Source organism: Streptomyces sp. DSM 40750 (assembly GCF_024612035.1).
GTDB lineage: Bacteria > Actinomycetota > Actinomycetes > Streptomycetales > Streptomycetaceae > Streptomyces.
Map to the genome: position 1 here is coordinate 6,676,211 of NZ_CP102513.1, position 22,731 is coordinate 6,698,941.

Consider the following 22,731-nt stretch of genomic DNA (forward strand, 5'->3'; position numbering starts at 1 on the left):
TTGGCTTCGGGGCAGCCCCTTTGCTCAGTGCGGCGGCGTAGCCCGCGTCACAATTCGGGGTTCTCCGTTCCAGGTGGCCGGTGACATGCCGCACAGGGGATTTGTCCGGTACTAGGCGGAATAGTGGGTGGGGACTGACGGGCAAAACGAACTTTTAGGTCTGATAGTGCGGGTTTGTGTGGGTTCTGTGCGGTGGAGTGCAGGTGGAGGGGTGTTTGAGGGGTGATGTCAAGAAGTGGTGGTATTTCGGATGGAGTACGGCCTTCCTTCGTAGGTCACACGTTTGGGCGGTTTAGGGCAGTAGGGGTACCAAGGGGTTGTCCCGCTCGGCGGTCGCAGATGTGTGCCGGGTGGATTCGTGTCCGTCGAGGGCACCGTCCTTGTCTCCGTTCCCCGTGAGGTACCCCTATGTCGCAGCGTGTTCGCACTCCCCGTTCCCGTATGTCCCAGCTCCGTGTCCGGGCCGCCGTGGTGGCCGTCGGGATGGGGGTCTCGGGTGTGTTGGGGGTCGGGGTCGCGGCCGCCGCCGGAGGCGCCCAGGCGGCGAGCACCGGCACCGTCCAGGCCGCCGCTGCCAAGAAGACGGCCTCCTGGGTCAGCCCGGTCAAGGGGTACAAGCTGAGCGCGCGGTTCGCGCAGGCCGGGAACATGTGGTCGGCGAAGCACAGCGGGCAGGACTTCGCCGTCAAGAGCGGTACGGCGGTCGCCGCCGCGCACGGCGGAACCGTGGTGAAGGCCGGCGGCAACGGCGCCGGTGACGGCCCCGCCTACGGCAACGCCGTCGTCATCAAGCACGGCAACGGCACCTTCTCCCAGTACGCCCATCTCTCGAAGGTGAACGTGAAGGTCGGGCAGGTCGTCAAGACCGGGCAGCGCATCGCCTTCTCCGGCAACACCGGTAACTCCAGCGGGCCGCACCTGCACTTCGAGATCCGTACGACCGCGGGCTACGGCTCCGCCGTCGACCCGGTCGCCTTCCTCCGCACCAAGGGCGTCACCGTCTGAGCCGGGCCCGGCGGAGTGACGTCGTACGGTTCACGCCGTACGACGTCATATGCGGTGGCCCTCAAGGGCTTTGGGCGCCGGCGTGCGCCTGTGTCACCAGATCGACAGCGACCTCCAGGACTGCCTCGCGCTTGTCCTCGGGGTCGCCTTCGACGTCCTGGAGGGCGAACATGCCGATGTGCATGGTGAACAGGGCGCTCGTGCAGCGGACCTGGTCGGTCAGGGCGGCGTCCGGTTCCTTGATGGTGTCGATCAGGCGGATCATGCGGTCCTTGAACGTCTCGCCGACGCTCAGCTCGCGTACCGTCGCCTGGTTCTCCTGCATGAAGCGGAAGAGGGGGGCCACGTCTGCCAGGGCCACGCTGTAGCGGCGGAGGATCTCCCGCTTGGTGTCGAGGGTGCGCGGCTGGGTGCCCGCCCACTCGATCAGTTCGTCGATCGGGCGCTGCAGGTCCTGGAAGAGACTGACGAGGATGTCTTCCTTGGTCTTGAAGTGGTAGTAGAGCGCCGCCTTGGTCACGTCCAGGCGCTCGGCGATCTCCCGCAGCGAGGTCTTCTCGTATCCCTGCTCGGCGAAGAGTTCGAGGGCGATGTCCTGGATGCGCTGACGGGTGTTGCCGCGACGCTGCCGCTTGGGCGTCGGGTCATCGACGTCCGCCGTGACGTCGTCTGTCGTGCCGCTCATCCTCGTACTCCTCGCCGTCACGGAAGGCCTGAGTCGGTCAAGCCTCGGCCAATCCCGTCGAACTTACTTGACGCCCGGCTAGTTAGAGACCTAGCTTCCCTGAGTGTAGACAACTAGCCGGGCGGCAAGTAAGTGCCCGGCGGGCGAGAGCGCGGCAGACAAGTGCGCAAGGCTCCGGGGGGAGTGGAGGACCGTTATGGACGCGGAAACCAAGAGGGAAGCGAGCGGCGGGGCGGGCGGTGGGACGGACGGGCCGCGGCCGCGCAGCGTGCGGGTCGTGTTGCTCGCGCTCATGATCGCCATGCTGCTCGCGATGCTCGACAACATGATCATCGGGACCGCGATGCCGACGATCGTGGGCGACCTCGGGGGCCTGGAACACCTCGCCTGGGTCGTCACCGCGTACACGCTTGCGACGGCCGCCTCCACCCCCATCTGGGGCAAGCTCGGCGACCTCTACGGCCGCAAGCGGGTCTTCATGACCTCTATCGTGATCTTCCTGATCGGGTCGGCGCTGAGCGGGATGGCCCAGGACATGGGCCAGCTGATCGCGTTCCGCGCGGTGCAGGGGCTCGGGGCCGGCGGGCTGATGGTCGGCGTCATGGCAATCATCGGTGATCTGATACCGCCGCGGGAGCGGGGCAAGTACCAGGGGATGATGGCGGGCGTGATGGCCTTCGCCATGATCGCCGGACCGCTGGTCGGCGGGTTCATCACCGACCACTGGGGATGGCGCTGGTCCTTCTACATCAACCTGCCGCTCGGCGTCGTGGCGCTGATCGCCGTCAGCGCCGTACTGCATCTGCCGAAGCCGTCGCGGGAGGGGCGGTCGGCGCGGAACATCGACTACCTGGGCGCGACGCTGCTGACCGTCGGCATCACCGCGATCGTGCTGGTCACGACGTGGGGCGGGACCGAGTACGCCTGGGGGTCGGCCGTCATCATGGAGCTGATCGCGATCGGGGTGGCCTCGCTGATCGGGTTCCTGTTCGTACAGACCCGGGCGGCGGAGCCGGTGATACCGCTGCACATCTTCCGCAACCGGAACTTCACGCTGATGTCCGTGATCGGGTTCTTCACCGGGTTCGTGATGTTCGGGGCGGTGCTGTTCCTGCCGCTGTACCAGCAGTCCGTGCAGGGGGCGTCCGCGACCAACTCCGGGCTGCTGTTGCTGCCGATGCTGGGGGCGATGCTCGCGGTGTCGATGATCGCCGGGCGGGTGACCACGGGGAGCGGGCGGTACAAGGTCTTCCCGGTCGTCGGGAGCGTTCTGATGATCGTGGGCCTGTTTCTGCTGGCGCAGATGGACACCGGTACGAGTCGGGTGACGTCCGGGGTGTTCATGGCTGTGCTGGGTGCCGGTATGGGGTGTCTGATGCAGATCACCATGCTCGTGGCGCAGAACAGCGTGGAGATGAAGGACATGGGGGTCGCGTCGTCCACGACCACGCTGGCCCGGACGCTCGGGTCGTCCTTCGGGGTCGCGATCATGGGGGCGCTGTTCAACAGCCGGGTGCAGGATGTGATGACCGAGCGGGCCGGGGCATTGGGGTCCAAGGTCACCGAGCAGTCGGCACAGCTGGATGCGGCGAGTCTGGCGAAGCTGCCGGTGGCGGCGCGGGAGGCATATCAGTACGCCGTGGCTTCGGGGACGCATTCGGCGTTTTTGCTGGGGGCGGTTCTGGCTGTGGTGGCGTTGGTGGCCGCGGTGTTCGTCAAGGAGGTGCCGCTGCGGGGGGCCGGGGGGTCCGGTCCGGAGGAGGCCGGCAGTGGGGCCGCCGGGGCCAAGGAGACGATGGCTGTCTGATGCGGGTGGGCGCGCCTTGGGCCGGGGGTTCGGTTCGATGGCGGGTGCGGGTTGTGTGTGGTTGATCGCGACGCAGTTCCCCGCGCCCCTGAAAAGCACCGGGCGCGCCCCATGTTCTCGATGCCCTTCGGCCCTCGGTCAGCCCGCCGCATCGCCTGACAACGGCAGCATCGGGTAGCTGCCCGTGTTGGTCGGGGCGTGTTCCGGGAGCCAGAGGACGGCTACCGCTCCCTCGGCCGGTACGTCGTCCGGGGAGCCGGGTGGGCGGACGTTGCGGAAGGTCAGGCGGGCGCCCAGGACGCGGGCCTGGCCGGCGGCGATGGTGAGGCCCAGGCCGTGGCCCTGCCCGGCGCGGTCGGAGGCGCCGGTGCGGAAGCGGCGGGGGCCGTCGGCGAGGAGCTCCTCGGGGAAGCCGGGGCCGTGGTCGCGGACGCGGATCACGCGGCCCTCGACGGAGACCTCGATCGGCGGCCTGCCGTGCTTCGCCGCGTTGGCGAGGAGGTTCAGGAGGACGCGTTCGAGGCGGCGGGGGGCCGTCGTGACCGCCGACTCGTGCACGATCTGTACGCGCACCCCCGCGTCCTTCGCCGCCACCCGCCGGGCCACGAACTCGCCCAGCATGATGTCCTGCAGCTCGGCCCGCTCGGAGGCCCCGTCGAGGCGGGCCACCTCCAGCACGTCCTCGACGAGCGTGCGCATCGCCTGAGCCCGGTCACGGACCAGTTCGGAGGGGCGGCCCGGGGGGAGGAGTTCCGCGGCCGTCAGGAGGCCGGTCACCGGCGTACGCAGCTCGTGGGCGATGTCCGCGGTCACCCGGCGCTCCGCCTCGATGCGCTGCCGCAGCGTGTCGGCCATGGCGTCCACGGCCCGTGCCAGCTCGGCGGTCTCGTCGCGTAGGACACCGCCGATCGCGTCCTGGACCCGTACGTCGGACTCGCCCTTGGCCACCTCGTGCGCGGCCGCCGCAGCCTTGCGCAGCCGGCCGGACATCTGGCCGCCGATGAGCACACCGAGGGCCGAGCCGCCGAAGACGACCGCGATCGAACCGATGAGCAGGGCCTGGTCGAGGTCCCGCATCACCGCGGAGCTGTGGTCGGTGAAGTCGGTGTGCAGGGACAGGACGCGGCCGTCCTTCAGCGGGACGGCCGCCCAGATGTCGGGCACGCCGTTCTCGCCCTCGGACACGTAGGTGGCCCGGCGGCCCTCCGCGACCTTGGTCAGCAGGTCCCTCGGGATGGCGGGGTCGTCGAGTTTCACCCCGAAGGCGCCGGACTTCAGGGGGCGGCCCGACTCGTACATGCGCTGGGCGACCTGGATGCGCTCGTTGGCCAGGTCGCGCGAGTTGTCGAGCATCGACACCCGCGCCGCGTTGTGCACGACCAGGCTCAGCGCGATCGCCACCAGCGCGCCGACCAGCGCGATCGCAGCGCTGAGCTGCCATCGCAGGCCGGTGCGGATGCCGGAGGCGAAGCCGGGGCCGGTCGTCGGGCCGCCAACGGCCCCGGTGGCGGCCCCAGGAGTGGTGGTCCCAGGAGTGGTCCGACGGGTGGAGCCGCTGCCGAGCCCGGCGGCGCCCGAGGCCTCCAGCCCCCGCCCTCCTCGTATCCCCTTCAGGTTCATGTCACCCCGCCCCGCTCAGGCCTTGAGCTTGTAGCCGAAGCCGCGGACCGTCTCGATGCGGTCCTGGCCGATCTTCGTCCGGAGCCGCTGGACGTGGACGTCGACGACCCGGGTGTCGCCACCCCAGCCGTAGTCCCACACGCGTTCGAGCAGCTTGTCGCGGGACAGGACCGTGCCGGGGGCGGACGAGAACTCGAGGAGCAGCCGCATCTCGGTCGGTGTCAGTGCCACCGGCACCCCCGACTTCCGTACCTCCATGCCCTCGGTGTCCACCACCAGCTCGCCGAAGGTGAGCACCCCGCCGGTGCCGGCGCCGGCGGCCTCGTCGGCCTTGGCGTCGCCGCCGCTCGCGTGCCCGAAGCGGCGGAGCACCGCGCGGATCCGGGCGACCAGGACGGCACCGTCGAACGGCTTGGTCACGTAGTCGTCGGCGCCCGCCTCCAGGCCCAGCACGACGTCGATGGAGTCGGCGCGCGCGGAGAGCATGATCACCGGGACGGTCGACTCGTCACGGATACGGCGGCACAGGGAGACCCCGTCCAGACCCGGGACCATGACGTCGAGGAGCGCGATGTCGGGTCGGTCCGCGCGGAACGCCTCCAGGCCCGACAGCCCGTCGGGCATGGCCGTGACCGCGAAGCCGTCCCGCTCCAGCGCGAGCTGGGTGGCCTCGCGGATGACGTCGTCGTCCTCGACGAACAGGACATGGGTCTGCTCTGCCATCCGGTGATCTCGTTCACTCTCGGTCGGGGTCGGTCGGGGTCGGTCGTAGTCGGTCGCGGTCGGCGCTCGTGCTCCGGTGCCGGTCTCAGCCCGGTTCGGGGACGGCCGATTCCGTGCCGCCCACCGCGGAGCTGTACTCGGTGCGGTTACTGGACTGCTGCACGAAACGGTCCTTGAGCCAGCGGTAGGTGGTCACTTCCTCGCTGGACGGATACGAGGCCGGGTCGCCATTCTCGTACAGCTGCCGGGTGACCAGGAGGTCACCCCGGTCGATCTCCGCGTAGACGGGGGGCTGTTCGGAGAGGAAGACGCTGCGGTACCTCCCCTTCTCCGCGCGGTACACGTACGACGCCACACCGACGGCGTCCGCGCAGGTCATCACATTGACCACGAGGTCGTCGGCCGAACCCCCGGTCAGATCCCCGTACGTCACGTCCACCGGGTACTCGTCGGCCACGCACGGCTTCAGGTCGCTCTTCACCGTCTCGCTGACCTGCGGGTCCGCCCGGACCATGCGGACGACGTCATCGACACTCGGGTGCTCGGCGTCGGAGCCGACCGAGGCGGAGGCGGACGGCGAGGCCGCGCCCGCCGCGAGGGAGTCGTTGTCGGCCGGCCCCTCGTCGCGTGCGCCGGTTCCGCCCGTACCGCAGGCGGAGACGGAAAGGCCGAGGGCGGCGAGCACGGCCACCGCCGTGATCACCGCCTTCGTGGCCTGCCTGGCCCCTGGACCCGGGCCGGCCGCTGTGCTCAGGCCGCGCAACGCTCCTGCTCCTCGCTCGCCTCGAGCGCACGGGCGGCGCGCTCTTCGTGGTCCCGGGACTCCAGCTCCTCGCGGAGCCGGGCCAGCGCACGGTGCAGCGTGCTCTTGACCGTGCCGGCCGACATGCCGAGGGCGGCGGCCGTCTCTTCCGTGGACATCTGCTCCCAGTGTCGCAGCACCACGACACTGCGTTGCTTGGGAGCCAGGACCTTCATGATGTCCATGAGGAGGGCGCGGTCCGCGTGCTGCTCGGTGGAGTCCTCGATGCAGGCGTCCGGCAGCTGCTCGGTAGGGACCTCCTCCAGCTTCCGGGCCCGCCACCACTCCGTCCGCGTGTTGATCATGACCCGGCGCAGATACGCGTCCGCCAGCCGCTTGTCCGCTATGCCGTCCCAACGGCCGTACGTCCGCGCCAGCGCCGTCTGCAGCAGATCCTGGGCGTCCACCGGGTCCGGCACGAGCCGGCGGGCGCTGCGCAGCAGCGCGTCCTGCCGAGTGCGGACGTACTCCTCGAATGCGAGCACCTCGCCGTGCGCCATGATCAACCGCCTCCGTTCCCCGTTTCCGACGCCCGCGCATCCGCGCGCCGCCGGTTGTCCGCCGCTTCGTCTCGCTCGTTCCGCCGGATCCGCTGGTTCGTTTCGCGGGTTCCTGCGGTACGCCAATGAAGCTACGGAGGGGTTGTCACGGTGACGTCCGAGGCAGCCTGCGGAGAACGCTCGGCTGTCCGTCGGTTGTGTAACAGAAGGAGGAACGGGGTAACGCGGGGTGGGCTTTGGGGCGGGGATGGGGCGATTCGCCCCGCCTGACACCGCCCTGCCTTCCCTCGGGCTTGTGTTGCGGTGATACCTCGGCGATGCGTGGGCTGTGCGGTGTCAGATGCGCGGACCGCGGGTTCTCAGGTGAGGGGCAGACGGTAGAGGCGGCCCGGGAGGGGCTCCACCAGTCCGTCGGCGACCAGTCCGTCGAGGGCACGGGCGCGCTGCACGGGCTCGTCCCACACCCGGTCGAGAACGGCCTGCGGTACGGGCGCGATCGCGTCCCGCAGTACGGCCAGGAGCTTGCCGCGGACCTGACGGTCGGTACCGGCGTACGTCTGACCGCGCCGCGCCGGACCGTCGTGCGCGGGCTTCCCGGCGAGCCGCCAGGCGCACTGCCCGGCGATCGGACAGCGATGGCACGTCTCGTTCTTCGCCGTGCACACCAGCGCGCCCAGCTCCATCGACGCGGCCGCCCAGCGGGACGCCGTGCCGTCGTCCTCGGGCAGCAGGGCCCGGGCCAGCTTGCGCTCGGCGGCCGTGGTGGCGTTCGGCGGGTACTGCGTGCCGCTGACCGCGCGGGCGAAGACGCGCCGCACGTTCGTGTCGAGCACGGCGTGCCGCTGCCCGTACGCGAACGACGCCACCGCCGCGGCCGTGTACTCGCCGATCCCCGGCAGCGCGAGCAACTGCGCGTGATCCCGTGGTACGTCCCCGCCGTGCCGTTCCGTTATGGCCACCGCCGCGCCGTGCAGCCGCAGCGCGCGCCGCGGATACCCGAGCCGGCCCCAGGCCCGCACCGCCTCGCCCGGCGGCTCCTTCGCGAGGTCCGCCGGCCGGGGCCAGCGCGCCAACCACTGCTCGTAGACGGGCAGGACGCGATTGACCGGCGTCTGCTGCAGCATGAACTCACTGACCATCACCCCCCACGGCCCGGCCTCCGGCCGCCGCCAGGGCAGATCACGGGCATGCGTCTCGAACCAGGCGATCACCGGGGTGTGCAGTGCGGTGGGGGCTTCGGTGGCAGGGCTGCTCTGAGGCTTCGTGGGTGCAGTCATGGCACGGTCGATCCTGCCATGCGGGGGTGGCCGGTCGTGGGTTCTGGTGGGGGTGGGTCGGGGAGCGGGCTGAGAATGCGCGCGGCCCGGGGTTCAGGCCGCCGGGCGCCGGCCCAGTTCCGGGCCCAGCTTCGTCGCGATGTCCGTGAGGATCTGGACGTAGTCCTCGTGGTCGAAGGTGAACGGCAGCGCGAAGGCGACCTCGTCGATCTCGTGGAAGGCGACGTTGGCGTGCAGCTGTTCGGCGATCTCGGCGGAGGTGCCGACCAGGTCCGGGGCGAAGAGCAGCCGTGCCGGCCCCTGCGGCGCGGTGGTCCGCGGCAGCCGCTTCGCCGCGTACGCCTCGTACTTGGCGCGCTGCTCGGCACTCGCCGAGTCGGTGGGGATGACCACGAGCCCCTGCGACACCCGGGCGCGCTCCCCGTCGGGGTGATGCGCCCGGAACTCCCGGATGTGGGAGAGCTGGATGCCGGCGAAGTCGACCTCCCCGGATCCGGACCCGGCCCCGGTTGCCGTCTCCGGCCCCTCCGCCTTCACGACGCTGCTGGTCAGGAAGTTCATCCCGTTCTCGCCGGCCCACCGCGCCGACCGGAGGCTGCCGCCGCCGTACCACATACGGCCGCCCAGCCCTGGGGAGTGCGGCTGGACCCGGTCGGAGAAGACCTCGAACCCCTCGGTGCCGCTGAAGTCGGTGGCCGCCTCGCCCCGTACGAAGCCGAGGAGACGCCGGACCCGTTCGAAGCTGAAGTCCTCCGCGTCGGCGGTGTCCGGGTAGAGCACCGGCTTGACGGTGTCGTAGTGCATCGGCGGTCCGACACTGACGCCCGGGTTGAGCCGGCCGCCGGAGAGGAGGTCGACCGTGGCCAGGTCCTCGGCGAGCCGCAGCGGGTTCTCCCAGCCCAGCGGGATGACGGCGGTGCCCAGTTCGATACGGCTCGTGCGCTGGGAGGCCGCCGCGAGGACCGCGACGGGGGAGGAGATGCCGTACTGCAGATGACGGTGGCGGAGCCAGGCGCTGTCGAAGCCGAGTTGTTCGCCGAGTTCGATGATCTCCAGGGTCGACTCGTGGCCCCGGCGGGGATCGGCCTCGTCGAACAGCCCGATGGTCAGAAACCCCAGCTTCCGCAACGGCCTCGACGTCGGTTCCACGGATCCGCCCATCGTCGTCCTCCAGATCCTCCGACGTGCTTCGGTGGTGGGGTCGATTGTGGCAGGCGTGGATTTCCTGAACGGATACGGGCCGCCTGGGAGTTCGTGCCCCTCGCGCGGCACGGTCACGGACAGTGCACACCCGGGGCCTACGCTCACGTACGGCGATCGTGGGACGCCCGGCCAGGTCAGCGGCGAGGGCGACCGGGATGATGATCCGGAAAAGTTGAGGTTCAGGGCGGCGGGTGGGGCAAGCGACGGGGCGGATCTCTCGTACAGTTTGCGCCGTGGGATCTCTGCGCAATCCGATCGGGCCGCTTCCCTCCTCCATCTACTGGCGTCGGAGGGCCATTCTGCTGACCCTCGTCGGTCTGCTAGCGCTACTGATCGTATGGGTCGTCACCAGTGGTGGCGGGAACGGCGACAACAACGCGGGCGAGCCCAACGGGAAGAATCCCGCGACCTCCATCACCCCCGGGCCGTCCGGTTCCGGTCCCGCGATCAGTGAAGCGCCGGGCGGACGCGACGAGTCGGGCGACGAGTCGGGTTCCGGGGGCGACAGTTCGGGAACCGGCTCCACTTCCGGGTCCGGTTCCGACGCGGACTCCGGGGCCGGGGGCGCCGATGGCGGGTCCGGTGCCGCCGGGGGCGGTACGTCGGACGGCGGGGGCAAGAACGGGAGCAGTTCCGGTGAGCAGGTTTCGGCGGGGTCCCCCCTGCCCAACTGTGCCGCCGGGGCCGTGGAACTGACGGTGCGCAGTGTGCGCAACGCGTACGAGCCCGGGGTGAACCCCACGTTCGAGCTCATCGCCCGGAACTCCTCCGGCAGTGACTGCAAGCTCGATCTCGGGCCGGACAACACGGTGGTGACGATCACCGCGGCCGGTGCGGACGACGCGTTCTGGGCGTCCGACCACTGTCATGAGACCGCGGGCAGCCTGCTGTTCAAGGTGCCGGCCGGAGACCGGGTCACCTACACCGTGGAGTGGAACAGGGACCCCAGCGCCGCCAACTGCGCGACGCCGTCGGCCGGTTCGGCCGCGGCCGGGACGTATCTCGTGGAGGCGAAGGCCCCCGGACTGGCCACGGCCCGGCAGTCCTTCGTGCTGGAGAAGGACTGAGCGCGGAGCGAGCCGGACCGACCGGGGCCCCGCACAGGATTCAGGGCTTCCGGTCAGTCGCACTGGCCTCCGGCCGACCGCCGGAGGCTAGACGTACCTCTCCAGGATCGACGACTCCGCCAGACGCGACAGGCCCTCGCGGACGCTGCGGGCTCGGGCCTCGCCCACCCCGTCGACCGTCTGGAGGTCGTCGACGCTGGCGGCGAGGAGTTTCTGGAGGCCGCCGAAGTGTTCGACGAGGCGGTCGATGATGGCGCCCGGGAGACGGGGGACCTTGGCCAGGAGGCGGAAGCCGCGAGGGGAGACGGCGGAGTCCATGCCTTCGGGGGAGCCGGTGTAGCCGAGGGCGCGGGCGACGGTGGGGAGTTCGAGGAGCTCGGCGTGGGTGAGGGCGTCGAGTTCGTGGAGGGCCTGGTCGACCGTACGGGAGCGTTTGGCCGTCGGTTCGGGCACGTAGTCCCGGACCACCAGCTCGCGTTCCGGCTCGACGCCCGCGATCAGCTCGTCGAGCTGGAGGGCCAGCAGGCGGCCGTCCGTGCCCAGTTCGACCACGTATTCGGCGATTTCGGTGGCGATGCGGCGGACCATCTCCAGTCGCTGGGCGACCGCCGAGACGTCCCGGACCGTCACCAGGTCCTCGATCTCCAGTGCGGAGAGGGTGCCCGCCACCTCGTCCAGGCGGAGCTTGTACCGCTCCAGGGTCGCCAGGGCCTGGTTCGCGCGGGACAGGATCGCCGCCGAGTCCTCCAGGACGCGCCGGTGTCCGTCGACGTACAGCGCGACCAGGCGCATCGACTGGGAGACGGACACGACCGGGTAGCCGACCTGTTTGCTCACGCGGTCGGCGGTGCGGTGCCGGGTGCCGGTCTCCTCGGTGGGGATCGTGGGGTCGGGGACCAGTTGGACGCCCGCTCGGAGGATCTTGGACAGGTCCGAGGACAGGACGATGCCGCCGTCCAGCTTGCACAGCTCGCGCAGCCGCGTGGCCGTGAACTCGACATCCAGCACGAAACCACCCGTGCACATGGCTTCGACGGTCTTGTCGGAGCCCAGCACGATGAGTCCGCCGGTGTTGCCGCGGAGAATCCGTTCAAGCCCGTCGCGCAGGGCCGTGCCTGGGGCCACGGCGCTCAGTGAGGCGCGCATCAGGCCATCGGCACCGGAGCTCCCACCGGACTTTCCGGGAGCTGCTGCCCGGTCGTTGGCTGCCACTGCACTCCTCGGGTCGCAGGATCTGGGGTGCTCCCGTTTCGCACATGTGGTTCGTACGGACGGGCGAGACCTGGGCAAAGTCTACCGGCGGTCCTCCTCGTCCCGTGGGGCCTCTCGTCGACGCGATCGGGGCAGTACCCGGAGCGCGTCTCCCATATCGGCCACTTCCAGGACCTTCATACCGGGAGGAACCTTGCCGGGATCGGACGGAACGAGCGCGTGCGTGAAGCCGAGGCGGTGTGCTTCGGAGAGGCGGCGCTGGACGCCGGTCACCCGTCTGACCTCGCCCGCGAGCCCCACTTCGCCGATCGCCACGAGGTTCTTGGGCAGGGGGGTGTCGGTCGCCGCGGACGCCAGGGCGAGCGCGATCGCGAGGTCCGCGGCGGGCTCCGAGAGCTTCACGCCGCCGACCGTCGCCGAGTAGATGTCCCGCTTGCCGAGGGCGCTGATGCGTCCGCGCTGCTCCAGGACCGCGAGCATCATCGAGACCCGGGAGGTCTCCAGGCCGGACGTCGTACGGCGGGGGGAGGGGAGCTGCGAGTCGACTGTGAGCGACTGCACTTCCGCGACCAGGGGGCGGCGGCCCTCCAGGGTCACGGTCAGGCAGGTGCCCGGGACCGGTTCGTCGCGGCGGGTGAGGAAGAGGCCGCTGGGATCGGTGAGACCGGTGATGCCCTCGTCGTGCAGTTCGAAGCAGCCGACCTCGTCCGTGGCGCCGTAGCGGTTCTTGACGCCGCGGACCAGGCGGAGGCGGGCGTGGCGGTCGCCCTCGAAGTGCAGGACCACGTCGACGAGGTGCTCCAGGAGACGGGGCCCGGCGATCGCGCCGTCCTTTGTGACATGGCCCACGAGGAGTGTCGACATGCCGCGTTCCTTGGAGGCGCGGATGAGGGCGCCGGCGACCTCGCGGACCTGGGCCATGCCTCCGGGGGCGCCGTCGATCTCGGGGGAGGCGACCGTCTGGACCGAGTCGAGGATCAGGAGGGACGGTTTGACCGCGTCCAAGTGGCCCAGTACGGCGGCGAGGTCGGTCTCGGCGGCCAGGTAGAGGTGGTCGTGGAGGGCGTTGATGCGGTCGGCCCGCAGGCGGACCTGGCTGGCGGACTCCTCACCCGTCACATAGAGGGTCGGGTGTTCGGCGCTGGCGGATTTGGCCGCGACGTCGAGGAGGAGGGTGGACTTGCCCACGCCGGGTTCGCCCGCGAGGAGGGCGACGGCGCCGGGGACGAGGCCGCCGCCGAGGACCCGGTCGAGCTCCGGGACTCCGGTGGTGCGGGCAGCGGCCTGGCGGCCGTCCACCTGGCCGATGGGGACGGCGGAGGTGGTGACCCGGCCGGGGGCCGTCGTACGGACCGCGGGCGTGCCGTACTCCTCGACCGTGCCCCAGGCCTGGCATTCGGGGCAGCGGCCGAGCCACTTGGCCGTCTGCCAGCCGCACTCTGTGCAGCGGTAGGACGGCCGGTCCTTCGCGGTCTTCGTACGGGCAGCCATGCACGAACCGTAACGGAGGGCACTGACAGTCTCCGACGGGCGGCCGGATCGCCTGCGCGGCCGAGGGCGTGGGGGCGGTGGGCGCCTGTTCGCCGTAGGGGTTCTCGTCGTGGGCGGCCGCGGATGGATCGTGGCTGGTCGCGCAGTGCCCCGCGCCCCTTTCGGGGCGCGGGGCACCTCGTGGCGCCGAGCCGCGTGACCCACCCCCGCTCAGCCCCGGCGCACGGTGTCCTACGGGCGTCGCCCGATCGTCAGCTCCGCCGGGCGGTACGGGACGTACGCCGCGCCGTCGAGGCCGAGGGCGGTCGCTGCGGTCTGGAGGGCGCCCGGGGTCGCGGCGGCGCCCCAACGGCCGGAGTCGACGCGGGACTCCAGGGCGTGGAGGGCGGCGACGGTCTCGGCGACGGTGAAGGAGCAGTGGCCCTGGCGTTCCACGTAGGCCTGGCGGAGCAGCGAGCCGTCGCCGGAGGCGCGGACGCGATCGGCGAAGCGGTTCTCCTGTTCGACGGGGACGAGGTCGTCGGCGGTGGTGTGGATGTCGAGGAGGGGGACGGCGAGGCCCTGGCCGGCGGAGGAGGTGCGTTCGCCGGCGGCGACGGCGGACGGGTCGGCCTTGATCTTCGCGTTGGCGGTCAGGTTCTCGAGGTCGGCCCGGAGGTCGAGGCCGGCCTCTCGGTACAGGGCCTTGACCAGGGGCGCGTGCTGGGACGTCGCGAGCACGCGCGCGTAGTCGACGCCCTTGTTCCCGGAGTTGTTGCCGCCCAGGGCCTTCTCGACGTGGTAGCGGGCGGGCTCGACGCGGTTGAGGATGCCCTGCGCGAGCCACTCGTACTGCTGGGCCTGCTGCTCCGCCCGGTCGCCGGCGGCGGGGCGGTCCTTGCCGGGTGCCCAGGCGGGCAGGTTGAGGTAGGCGGCGGCGAGGGCGATACGGGCGCGGCCCTCGGGGGTCTTCTGCGCGGCGACGACGGCGTCGGTGAGCTGCTGCCCGGTGACGGCGCCCTCGGCCTCGGAGGCGAAGTCCACCAGCTTCACCGGTGTGTCGGGAAGCAGGAGCCGGGCGATCGTGTACTCGGCGTCGAGCTGGTAGGTGTGCAGGTCGTTGGCGCCGGCCACGAGGCCGCAGAGGCCCAGGGCGCCGTCGATCCCGCCGGCCCCGGAGCCGGCGAGCCGGGCGTTGACCAGGCCGCCCATGGACTGGCCCATGGCGAGGGTGCGGGTGGGTTCGCCGATCTTCTCGGTGACCGCCGCGATGGTGGCGACCTGGTCGCGCTCCGCGCTCTCCAGTGCCCAGAGGGTCTCGCTCACGTCGTAGGAGGAACCGGTGAGCGCGTAACCCTCTTCGAGGAGGCGCAGACGTACGGCCTCGCGGGGCGCGTTCTGGGCCGCCCTGCCGCCGAAGCCGTGGCTGAAGACGATCAGGGTGCCGTTCCAGTTCTCCGGGACGTCGGCGATCCAGGTGGCGCCGTCGGCGAGGGTGCCGGTGAGGCGTTCGGCGGCGGTCGCGGACGCCTGGGGAGCGGCGGTCGAGACGGAGGCGCCGGTCAGAGAGAGGACGACGGCGGTGGCCAGGGCGGCGAACGTACGGGTGGCGGAGCGGCGGGTGCGTACGGCCATGAGGGATGGAGCTCCTGTCGACGCGGAGGAGGGGGACGTTGCTCGCTCGTACTTGGGAGTAACTCGAGCCTCAGGGAATGTAGGGCTATTTTCTGGTGACGGTCAAGAAAGTGCACAACATTCCGGCCACGCGCTGCGGAATCCGGGACTCCCGCCCCTTATGAGGGATCGTTTCACCCGTACGGAGTAAATGTGCTGAATGGGGGAGAAGGTGCTGCTTCCGGGCGCCTACCGTCCACGAATGATGAAGAGGAGTCCGGAGACCTCGACCCGCACCACCGGCGCACACAGGGCGCATCGCGAGGCGCGCGATCGGGCGGCGGCGCGCGCAGTGGCGCAGCGCCCGTCGGCGCGCTACGAGCCGTTTCTGGACGGCCTGTTCACCTACTGCATGTCCGTGCTCTGCGACCACGACACGGCGACCCTGGCCCTGGCGGACGTGCTCGCCCTCGCCGAGCGGCGCCGCGGGCCGGATGCCGCCGACGACCGCAGGGCCTGGCTGTACGCGCTGGCCCGGTGGGCCTGTCTGCGCAAGCTCGCCGAGGTCCGGCGGAAACGTCAGGGCACGCATGCCTCCGGGCGCCCGATCTCGCACCGCGGCGGTGTCGAGAAACAGCGCGCCTCGCAGGCGGCTCAGAAGGGCGGCGTCAGGACCGTAACCCTCTCCGCGGACGAGGAGCGGCAGCGGCGGCGTGAACTCGCCCTGCTCGCCTGGCCGGAGGCCGCCGGCACCACCCCCGAGCAGCGCGAGGCGCTGGAGTTGGCCGTGCGGCATCAGCTCGCCGCCCATGAGGTCGCCGATGTGCTGGGGATGGCCCCGGCCGCCGCGCGCGAGCTGCTCGCCTCCGCCGCCTGCGAGGTGGAGCGCACCCGCGCGGCCCTCGCCGTCGTCGAGACCGGCGCCTGTCCGAGCGTCGCCCGTCTGGCCGATGATCATCAGCTCGTCCTCAGCGACACCCTGCGCCGCGAGCTCGTCCGGCACGTCGACGACTGCCCCGTCTGCCGTCGTGCCGCCGAGCGCGCCGTCCCCGGCCGCTGGCCCGGCATGAGTGTCACCCCCGCCGCGCTGCCCGTGCTCGAAGCACCGCGCGCGGCCCTGGGCCTGGCGATGGCGCACCTCACGCGCGCGCGTGGCGGCGCCCCGCGCTTCGACCGGCGCGGTTTCCCCATGGACCCGAGGGACCGCGCGGCCCGCCGTGACCGGCTGCGCACGCGTGCCGTCACCACGACCGTCGTCGCCACCGTCGTCGCCGCGCCCGTCCTCGCCCTCTGGGCCGCCTACCGGGGCGCCCCCCTCGTCGGTGAGGGCGGCGACGGCCGCTCGGTCAGCGCGGGCCAGAAGCAGGGCGAGGAAACCGACGGCGACGGCCGCGGCGCGTACGAGAACACCGGCAACGCCACCAGGCCCGGCGCCCGCCTCGGCAAGGGCAAGCACCCGGTGGACGACGTCTCCGTGGAGGTAGGTCAGGGGAAGGGGCAGGGTGCGCTCTCGGTCACCGCCTCCAACGACGGTGACACCACCCTCATCACCCTGCGGGCGACCGGCGACTCACCCGTCCACTGGTCCGCCCGCACCGGCGAGGACTGGCTCTACCTCAGCCAGTCCTCGGGCACCCTGGAACCCGGCGAGTCGTTGACGATCAAGGTGTACGTCGACCAGCTGAGCGAGCCCGCCGGGGACTGGACGGCGCGGGTCTCGCTCGCCCCCTCGGGCGCGGTGGTGACGATCGAGGGCTACGGCCCGGTGCCGGCGCCTCCGGTCGACTCCCGCCCGACCCCGCCGAACCCGGACCCGGGCGGCCCCCCGAGGCCCACCACCCCGCCCCAGACGCCCGACCCGGACCCCACGCCCACCGGCCCGGCCCAGCCGGACCCGACCCCGACACCCACCGACCAGGCGCCGACCGGCCCGGGCCCGACCCCGCCGCCGAGCGACGGCGGAGGCGACCCCCCGCCCGCCTCGTAACGCGCTTACGGCCGTACCGGATCCGCCGGATGCGGAGCCACCAGCGGCAGCCGGGGCGCCAGCCGCTGCTCGCACAGCTCGACCAGGCGGTCGTACCCCGCCTTGCCCATCAGCTCGATCAGCTCCGGCCGGTACGACACGTACACCGGGTCGCCCGCGCCGTGCGCCGAGGTCGCCGACGTGCACCACCAGTGCAGGTCGTGGCCGCCCGGACCCCAGCCGCGGCGGTCGTACTCACCGATCGACACCTGCAGCACGCGCGTGTCGTCGGGCCGGTCGATCCAGTCGTACGTCCGTCGGATCGGCAGCTGCCAGCAGACGTCCGGCTTGGTCTCCAGCGGCTCGCGGCCCTCCTTCAGCGCCAGGATGTGCAGCGAGCAGCCCGCGCCACCGGCGAAACCGGGCCGGTTCTGGAAGATGCACGACCCCTCGTACGGGCGGGTCTGACGGTCGCCGTCCTCGTCCTTGGAGACCCAGCCGGTCTCCGTGCCCACGTCGTGGAACTGCCAGATCTCCGGGGTGAGCCTCGCCACATGCTCGGCGACCCGCTTCTCGTCGTCCTCGTCGGAGAAGTGAGCACCCAGGCTGCAGCACCCGTCGGCCGCGCGGCCCGCCTGGATGCCCTGGCAGCCGCTGCCGAAGACGCAGTTCCAGCGAGAGGTCAGCCAGGTCAGATCACAGCGGAAGACCTGCTCGTCGTCCGCGGGATCCGGAAACTCCACCCACGCGCGCGCGAAATCGAGCCCCTTCTCGTCCGGGGCGGTGGACTCCGCCGAGTTCTTCTTCGACTTGGGTGGCTTGGTCGCCGCCTTCGCCCGCGAAGGGCCGCCGGCCGCGGCCGTTCCCGCTGCCGACTTGTCAGCCTTTGCCTTTTTCGTCTTTGGCACCCGTCCAGGGTACGGCGCCCGAGAGCACATCGAGGACGGCGCACGGCTCCGCTGGCAGTAGCGTTCCGTACATGAGACTCGGTGTCCTCGACGTGGGATCGAACACGGTGCATCTGCTGGTGGTGGACGCACACCCGGGCGCGCGCCCCCTGCCCGCGCACTCGCACAAGGTGGAGCTACGCCTTGCCCAACTCCTCGACGAGGCCGGGGCCATCGGCCCCGAAGGGGTCGACAAACTCATAACCGTCGTCCACGAGGCGCTCCAGGCCGCCGAGGACAAGGGCGTCGAGGAACTGCTCCCCTTCGCCACCTCCGCGGTGCGCGAGGCCAGCAACGCCGACGAGGTCCTCGCCCGCGTCAAGGACGAGACCGGTGTCGAGCTGCAGGTCCTCACCGGCGCCGAGGAGGCCCGGCTGACCTTCCTCGCCGTCCGCCGCTGGTTCGGCTGGTCGGCCGGCAAGCTCCTCGTCCTCGACATCGGCGGCGGCTCCCTGGAGATCGCCTACGGCATCGACGAGGAGCCCGACGCCGCCGCCTCCCTGCCCCTCGGCGCCGGCCGCCTCACCGCCGGCTGGCTCCCCGGCGATCCGCCCACCCCCGACGACATCCGCGCGCTGCGCCGCCACGTCCGGGCCCAGATCGCCCGTACGGTCGGCGAGTTCAGCCGCTTCGGCGCCCCCGACCACGTCGTCGCCACCTCCAAGACCTTCAAGCAACTAGCCCGCATCGGCGGCGCCGCCCGCTCCGCCGAGGGCCTATACGTCCAGCGCGACCTCAAGCGCGGCGCCCTCGAAACCTGGGTCCCCAAACTCGCCGGCATGACCACCGCCCAACGCGCCGCACTTCCCGGCGTCTCCGAGGGCCGCGCGAATCAGCTGCTCGCCGGCGCGTTGGTGGCGGAGGGCGCGATGGACCTGTTCCAGGTGGAGACCCTGGAGATCTGCCCGTGGGCTTTGCGGGAGGGCGTGATCCTGCGTCGCTTGGATCACATGGGTACGGCGTGATCCTGCGTCGCTTGGGTCACATGGGTACGGCGTGATTATGCGTCGCTTGGGTCACATGGGTACGGCGTAAGGGGTCGTTGTGGGCAAGGGGCCCGGAGATCTTTCAGGAGCGCGGGGCTGTATCGATCCGCGGCTCCGCCGCGTGGGCGCGAGCGCCCACGACGGACCCGCGGCCGCCCTCGTCGAGCACCCCCGACGTCGAACAGGCGAGGGCACCACGCCTTCGGCCAACACCCCGGCCCGGGCCCACACAACGAAACGCACCCCTTAGGCTGTCCTGCGTGGCAGACGTCGTGCGAATCCCGGACGCGAAGGTCGCCCTGTCCACGGCCTCCGTGTACCCGGAGTCGACGGCGACGGCCTTCGAGATCGCCGCGCGCCTGGGCTACGACGGCGTGGAGGTCATGGTCTGGACCGACCCGGTCAGCCAGGACCTGGAGGCCCTGCGCCGCCTCTCCGACTACCACCAGATCCCGATCCTCGCCGTACACGCCCCCTGTCTGCTGATCACCCAGCGGGTCTGGTCCACCGACCCCTGGGTGAAGCTCCAGCGCGCCCAGGCGGCCGCCGAGAAGCTCGGCGCGAGCACGGTCGTCGTGCACCCCCCGTTCCGCTGGCAGCGCCAGTACGCGCGCGACTTCGTCACCGGGATCTGGCGGATGGCGAACGAGACGGACGTACGGTTCGCCGTCGAGAACATGTATCCCTGGCGCTACCGCGACCGCGAGATGCTGGCGTACGCCCCCGACTGGGACGTGACGAAGGACGACTACCGGCACTTCACGATCGACCTCAGCCACGCCGCGACCTCCCGCACCGACGCCCTGGAGATGGTCGACCGCATGGGCGACCGCCTCGGCCATGTGCACATGGCCGACGGCAAGGGGTCGGCCAAGGACGAGCACCTCGTCCCGGGCCGCGGCAGCCAGCCCTGCGCCGAGCTGCTGGAACGTCTCGCCCTGAGCGGTTTCGACGGCCACGTCGTCATCGAGGTCAACACCCGCCGCGCCATGTCCGCCGCCGAGCGCGAGGCCGACCTGGCGGAGGCCCTCGCCTTCACCCGGCTGCACCTCGCCTCCGCCCTGCAGATCCCCCGGCCGTGACCTCGGCCACCCCCCGCCGCCGGGGACGGCCTCCCCGTACGGAATCGGCCGACACCCCCGCCGCCCGCGACCGCATCCTCGCCGCGGCCCGCGAGGAGTTCTCCGAGCGCGGCTACGACAAGACGTCCGTACGCGGTATCGCCAAGGCCGCCGGGGTGGACTCGGCGCTCGTGCACCACTACTTCGGGACGAAGGAGCAGGTGTTCGAGGCGGCCATCACGCTCTCCTTCGCACCGGCCATGGAGGCCCCCAGGACGGTCGAGGAAGGCCCCCTCGACGGCGTCGGCGAGCGGCTCACCAGGTTCTTCTTCGGTGTCTGGGAGAACCCGGCGACCCGCGCGCCCCTGCTCGCGATCGTCCGCTCCGCCGTCAACAACGAGACCGCGGCCGCCGTCTTCCGCCGCATCATCGCGACCCAGGTCCTGCGCCGCATCGCCGGCCGCCTGGACGTCCCGGACGCGGAACTACGCGCCGAGCTGGCCGCCGCCCAGTTGGTGGGCATCGCGATGCTCCGATACGTGATCAAGGTGGAACCCCTGGCGTCGGCGGACCCGGAGCAGATCATCAGGAGAGTGGCACCTGTGGTGCAGGCCCACCTCACCGCACCTCTCTAGGGGCGTAGGGGCGTAGGGCCGTATCGATGTACGGCTCCGCCGCGCGGGCCCGAGCGGCCACGACGGTCCCACCCGAAAACCGAGACACCCATCCCGCATTCCGGACAAGGCGTCCAAGCCTTGGAGCAACGGGCGTACGCTCAACTCAGTCAGAAGTCTCTGATCGCAGTCTCTGAAGGAGCGAGCGCGATGCCCGAGCTGAGGTCCCGCACAGTCACCCACGGCCGCAACATGGCGGGCGCCCGCGCCCTTATGCGCGCCTCCGGTGTACCGGGCGCGGACATCGGCCGCAAGCCGATCATCGCGGTCGCCAACAGCTTCACCGAGTTCGTGCCGGGCCACACCCACCTCCAGCCGGTGGGCCGGATCGTGAGCGAGGCGATCCGTGAGGCCGGCGGCATCCCGCGGGAGTTCAACACGATCGCGGTCGACGACGGCATCGCGATGGGCCACGGCGGCATGCTGTACTCCCTGCCCTCCCGCGACCTGATCGCGGACAGCGTGGAGTACATGGTCGAGGCCCACTGCGCCGACGCCCTGATCTGCATCTCCAACTGCGACAAGATCACCCCGGGCATGCTGAACGCGGCCCTGCGCCTCAACATCCCGACGGTCTTCGTCTCCGGCGGCCCGATGGAGTCCGGCCGCGCGACCCTCGTCGACGGCACGGTCCGCACGCTCGACCTCGTCGACGCGATCTCCGACGCGGTGAACGACAAGATCTCGGACGAGGACATCCTCCGTATCGAGGAGAACGCCTGTCCGACCTGCGGCTCCTGCTCCGGCATGTTCACCGCCAACTCGATGAACTGTCTGACCGAGGCCATCGGCCTCTCCCTCCCGGGCAACGGCTCGGTCCTCGCCACGCACACCGCCCGCAAGGCGCTGTACGAGGACGCCGCCCGTACGGTCATGGACGTCACCCGCCGCTACTACGAGCAGGACGACGAGACGGTCCTGCCCCGCTCGATCGCGAGCGTCGCGGCCTTCGAGAACGCCATGGCCCTCGACATCGCCATGGGCGGCTCGACCAACACGATCCTGCACCTGCTGGCCGCCGCCCAGGAGGCGGGCGTCCCGTTCGGCCTCGACGAGATCAACGCGGTCTCGCGCCGCGTGCCGTGCCTCGCGAAGGTCGCGCCGAACGTCGCCAAGGACCGCACGTACTACATGGAGGACGTGCACCGCGCCGGCGGCATCCCCGCCCTGCTGGGCGAACTGCACCGCGCGGGCCTGCTCAACGAGGACGTGAACTCCGTCCACAGCGCCTCCCTGGCCGACTGGCTGAAGACGTGGGACGTGCGCGGCGGCTCGCCGTCCCCGGAGGCCGTGGAGCTGTGGCACGCGGCCCCCGGTTGCGTCCGCTCCGCCGAGGCCTTCTCGCAGTCCGAGCGCTGGGAGTCCCTGGACGACGACGCCGAGGGCGGCTGCATCCGCTCCGCCGAGCACGCCTACTCCAAGGACGGCGGCCTGGCGGTGCTCAAGGGCAACCTGGCGGTCGACGGCTGCGTGGTGAAGACGGCCGGCGTCGACGAGTCGATCTGGACGTTCGAGGGCCCGGCGGTCGTCTGCGAGTCGCAGGAGGAGGCCGTTCAGAAGATCCTCATGAAGGAGATCACGGACGGCGACGTCGTCGTCATCCGCTACGAGGGCCCCAAGGGCGGCCCCGGCATGCAGGAGATGCTCTACCCGACCTCGTACCTGAAGGGCCGAGGCCTGGGCAAGACCTGCGCGCTGATCACCGACGGCCGCTTCTCCGGCGGCACCTCCGGCCTCTCCATCGGCCACGCCTCGCCCGAGGCGGCCGCCGGCGGCACGATCGCCCTCGTCGAGGACGGCGACCGCATCCGCATCGACATCCCGAACCGCTCGATCGAGCTGCTGGTCGACGACGCCGAGCTGGCCCGCCGCGAGCAGGTGCTGAACGGCGTCTACGCCCCGAAGAACCGGGAGCGGAAGGTGTCGGCCGCGCTGAAGGCGTACGCCGCGATGGCCACCAGCGCGGACAAGGGTGCGGTGCGGGACGTCAGCAAGCTGGGCTGAGGTCTTTCACGAAGCTGGGCTGAAGCCTGCTGTAGTCGAGGGCTGTTCCCTGAGGGTCTGAGGGGAGCGGCCCTCGGTCGTACCGCTTGGCGAGGGGGCGTTTCTGAG

At 71.2% G+C, this 22,731-nt stretch carries 19 protein-coding genes; 8 read left to right on the plus strand and 11 right to left on the minus strand.

The features are described 5' to 3' along the window. Positions 1–408 precede the first annotated feature (408 nt). Complete coding sequence (locus JIX55_RS29745) at positions 409–1,005, plus strand: M23 family metallopeptidase (protein ID WP_257566326.1); 597 nt, start codon at positions 409–411, stop codon at positions 1,003–1,005. Positions 1,006–1,066: 61 nt separating this feature from the next. Here JIX55_RS29745 and JIX55_RS29750 read toward each other — a convergent pair whose 3' ends face one another. Next, the gene (locus JIX55_RS29750) at positions 1,067–1,690 is read right to left on the minus strand and encodes a TetR/AcrR family transcriptional regulator (protein ID WP_257566327.1); all 624 of its coding nucleotides are present in this window, start codon (positions 1,688–1,690) and stop codon (positions 1,067–1,069) included. Positions 1,691–1,886: 196 nt separating this feature from the next. Between JIX55_RS29750 and JIX55_RS29755 the strand changes: the two genes are divergently transcribed. Further along, positions 1,887–3,497 carry an MDR family MFS transporter gene (locus JIX55_RS29755; RefSeq protein ID WP_257566328.1) on the plus strand — a complete coding sequence of 537 codons (1,611 nt, stop codon included), beginning with the start codon at positions 1,887–1,889 and terminating at the stop codon, positions 3,495–3,497. A gap of 138 nt (positions 3,498–3,635) precedes the next feature. On the opposite strand, the gene cseC is transcribed toward JIX55_RS29755, so the two are convergent. The 6 genes from cseC to JIX55_RS29785 all read right to left on the minus strand — a co-directional run bounded on the left by cseC (position 3,636) and on the right by JIX55_RS29785 (position 9,580). Beyond that, the gene (cseC, locus tag JIX55_RS29760) at positions 3,636–5,117 is read right to left on the minus strand and encodes a two-component system sensor histidine kinase CseC (RefSeq protein WP_257566329.1); all 1,482 of its coding nucleotides are present in this window, start codon (positions 5,115–5,117) and stop codon (positions 3,636–3,638) included. Positions 5,118–5,132: 15 nt separating this feature from the next. Beyond that, on the minus strand, positions 5,133–5,840 hold the full coding sequence (gene cseB / locus JIX55_RS29765; RefSeq protein WP_257566330.1) for a two-component system response regulator CseB: 708 nt from the start codon (positions 5,838–5,840) through the stop codon (positions 5,133–5,135). Positions 5,841–5,925: 85 nt separating this feature from the next. Further along, the gene (locus tag JIX55_RS29770) at positions 5,926–6,603 is read right to left on the minus strand and encodes a hypothetical protein (RefSeq protein ID WP_257566331.1); all 678 of its coding nucleotides are present in this window, start codon (positions 6,601–6,603) and stop codon (positions 5,926–5,928) included. Beyond that, complete coding sequence (locus JIX55_RS29775) at positions 6,591–7,142, minus strand: SigE family RNA polymerase sigma factor (protein ID WP_257566332.1); 552 nt, start codon at positions 7,140–7,142, stop codon at positions 6,591–6,593. The genes JIX55_RS29770 and JIX55_RS29775 overlap by 13 nt, the downstream gene beginning before the upstream one ends. A gap of 359 nt (positions 7,143–7,501) precedes the next feature. After that, the gene (locus JIX55_RS29780; RefSeq protein WP_257566333.1) at positions 7,502–8,419 is read right to left on the minus strand and encodes an A/G-specific adenine glycosylase; all 918 of its coding nucleotides are present in this window, start codon (positions 8,417–8,419) and stop codon (positions 7,502–7,504) included. A 93-nt stretch (positions 8,420–8,512) separates the two neighbouring features. Next, on the minus strand, positions 8,513–9,580 hold the full coding sequence (locus JIX55_RS29785; protein ID WP_443046560.1) for an LLM class flavin-dependent oxidoreductase: 1,068 nt from the start codon (positions 9,578–9,580) through the stop codon (positions 8,513–8,515). A 275-nt stretch (positions 9,581–9,855) separates the two neighbouring features. Here JIX55_RS29785 and JIX55_RS29790 point away from each other — a divergent pair, with 275 nt between their 5' ends. After that, on the plus strand, positions 9,856–10,689 hold the full coding sequence (locus JIX55_RS29790) for a hypothetical protein (protein WP_257566334.1): 834 nt from the start codon (positions 9,856–9,858) through the stop codon (positions 10,687–10,689). 87 nt (positions 10,690–10,776) lie between these two features. Here JIX55_RS29790 and disA read toward each other — a convergent pair whose 3' ends face one another. The 3 genes from disA to JIX55_RS29805 all read right to left on the minus strand — a co-directional run bounded on the left by disA (position 10,777) and on the right by JIX55_RS29805 (position 15,006). After that, positions 10,777–11,901: a DNA integrity scanning diadenylate cyclase DisA gene (gene disA, locus JIX55_RS29795; RefSeq protein ID WP_257566335.1), complete on the minus strand. Its 1,125-nt coding sequence runs from the start codon at positions 11,899–11,901 to the stop codon at positions 10,777–10,779. Between the two features lie 81 nt (positions 11,902–11,982). Further along, positions 11,983–13,392 (minus strand): DNA repair protein RadA, encoded by a 1,410-nt coding sequence (gene radA / locus JIX55_RS29800; protein ID WP_257566336.1) that lies wholly within the window; start codon positions 13,390–13,392, stop codon positions 11,983–11,985. A gap of 231 nt (positions 13,393–13,623) precedes the next feature. Further along, positions 13,624–15,006 (minus strand): alpha/beta hydrolase, encoded by a 1,383-nt coding sequence (locus JIX55_RS29805; protein ID WP_257566337.1) that lies wholly within the window; start codon positions 15,004–15,006, stop codon positions 13,624–13,626. 241 nt (positions 15,007–15,247) lie between these two features. Here JIX55_RS29805 and JIX55_RS29810 point away from each other — a divergent pair, with 241 nt between their 5' ends. Then, the gene (locus tag JIX55_RS29810; RefSeq protein ID WP_257566338.1) at positions 15,248–16,972 is read left to right on the plus strand and encodes a BACON domain-containing protein; all 1,725 of its coding nucleotides are present in this window, start codon (positions 15,248–15,250) and stop codon (positions 16,970–16,972) included. A 5-nt stretch (positions 16,973–16,977) separates the two neighbouring features. Here the strand turns inward: JIX55_RS29810 and JIX55_RS29815 are convergent, their stop codons facing one another. Continuing rightward, entirely contained in the window at positions 16,978–17,859 is an 882-nt protein-coding gene (locus JIX55_RS29815; RefSeq protein ID WP_257566339.1) for a hypothetical protein, read from the minus strand. 71 nt (positions 17,860–17,930) lie between these two features. Here JIX55_RS29815 and JIX55_RS29820 point away from each other — a divergent pair, with 71 nt between their 5' ends. The 4 genes from JIX55_RS29820 to ilvD all read left to right on the plus strand — a co-directional run bounded on the left by JIX55_RS29820 (position 17,931) and on the right by ilvD (position 22,623). Further along, the gene (locus JIX55_RS29820; RefSeq protein WP_257566340.1) at positions 17,931–18,863 is read left to right on the plus strand and encodes a Ppx/GppA phosphatase family protein; all 933 of its coding nucleotides are present in this window, start codon (positions 17,931–17,933) and stop codon (positions 18,861–18,863) included. 281 nt (positions 18,864–19,144) lie between these two features. Further along, entirely contained in the window at positions 19,145–19,966 is an 822-nt protein-coding gene (locus JIX55_RS29825) for a sugar phosphate isomerase/epimerase family protein (protein WP_257566341.1), read from the plus strand. Further along, on the plus strand, positions 19,963–20,580 hold the full coding sequence (locus JIX55_RS29830) for a TetR/AcrR family transcriptional regulator (protein ID WP_257566342.1): 618 nt from the start codon (positions 19,963–19,965) through the stop codon (positions 20,578–20,580). Before JIX55_RS29825 ends, JIX55_RS29830 begins: the two co-directional genes overlap by 4 nt. A 189-nt stretch (positions 20,581–20,769) precedes the next feature. Continuing rightward, positions 20,770–22,623, plus strand: coding sequence for a dihydroxy-acid dehydratase (ilvD, locus tag JIX55_RS29835; RefSeq protein WP_257566343.1), 1,854 nt, complete (start codon positions 20,770–20,772; stop codon positions 22,621–22,623). Positions 22,624–22,731 lie beyond the last annotated feature (108 nt).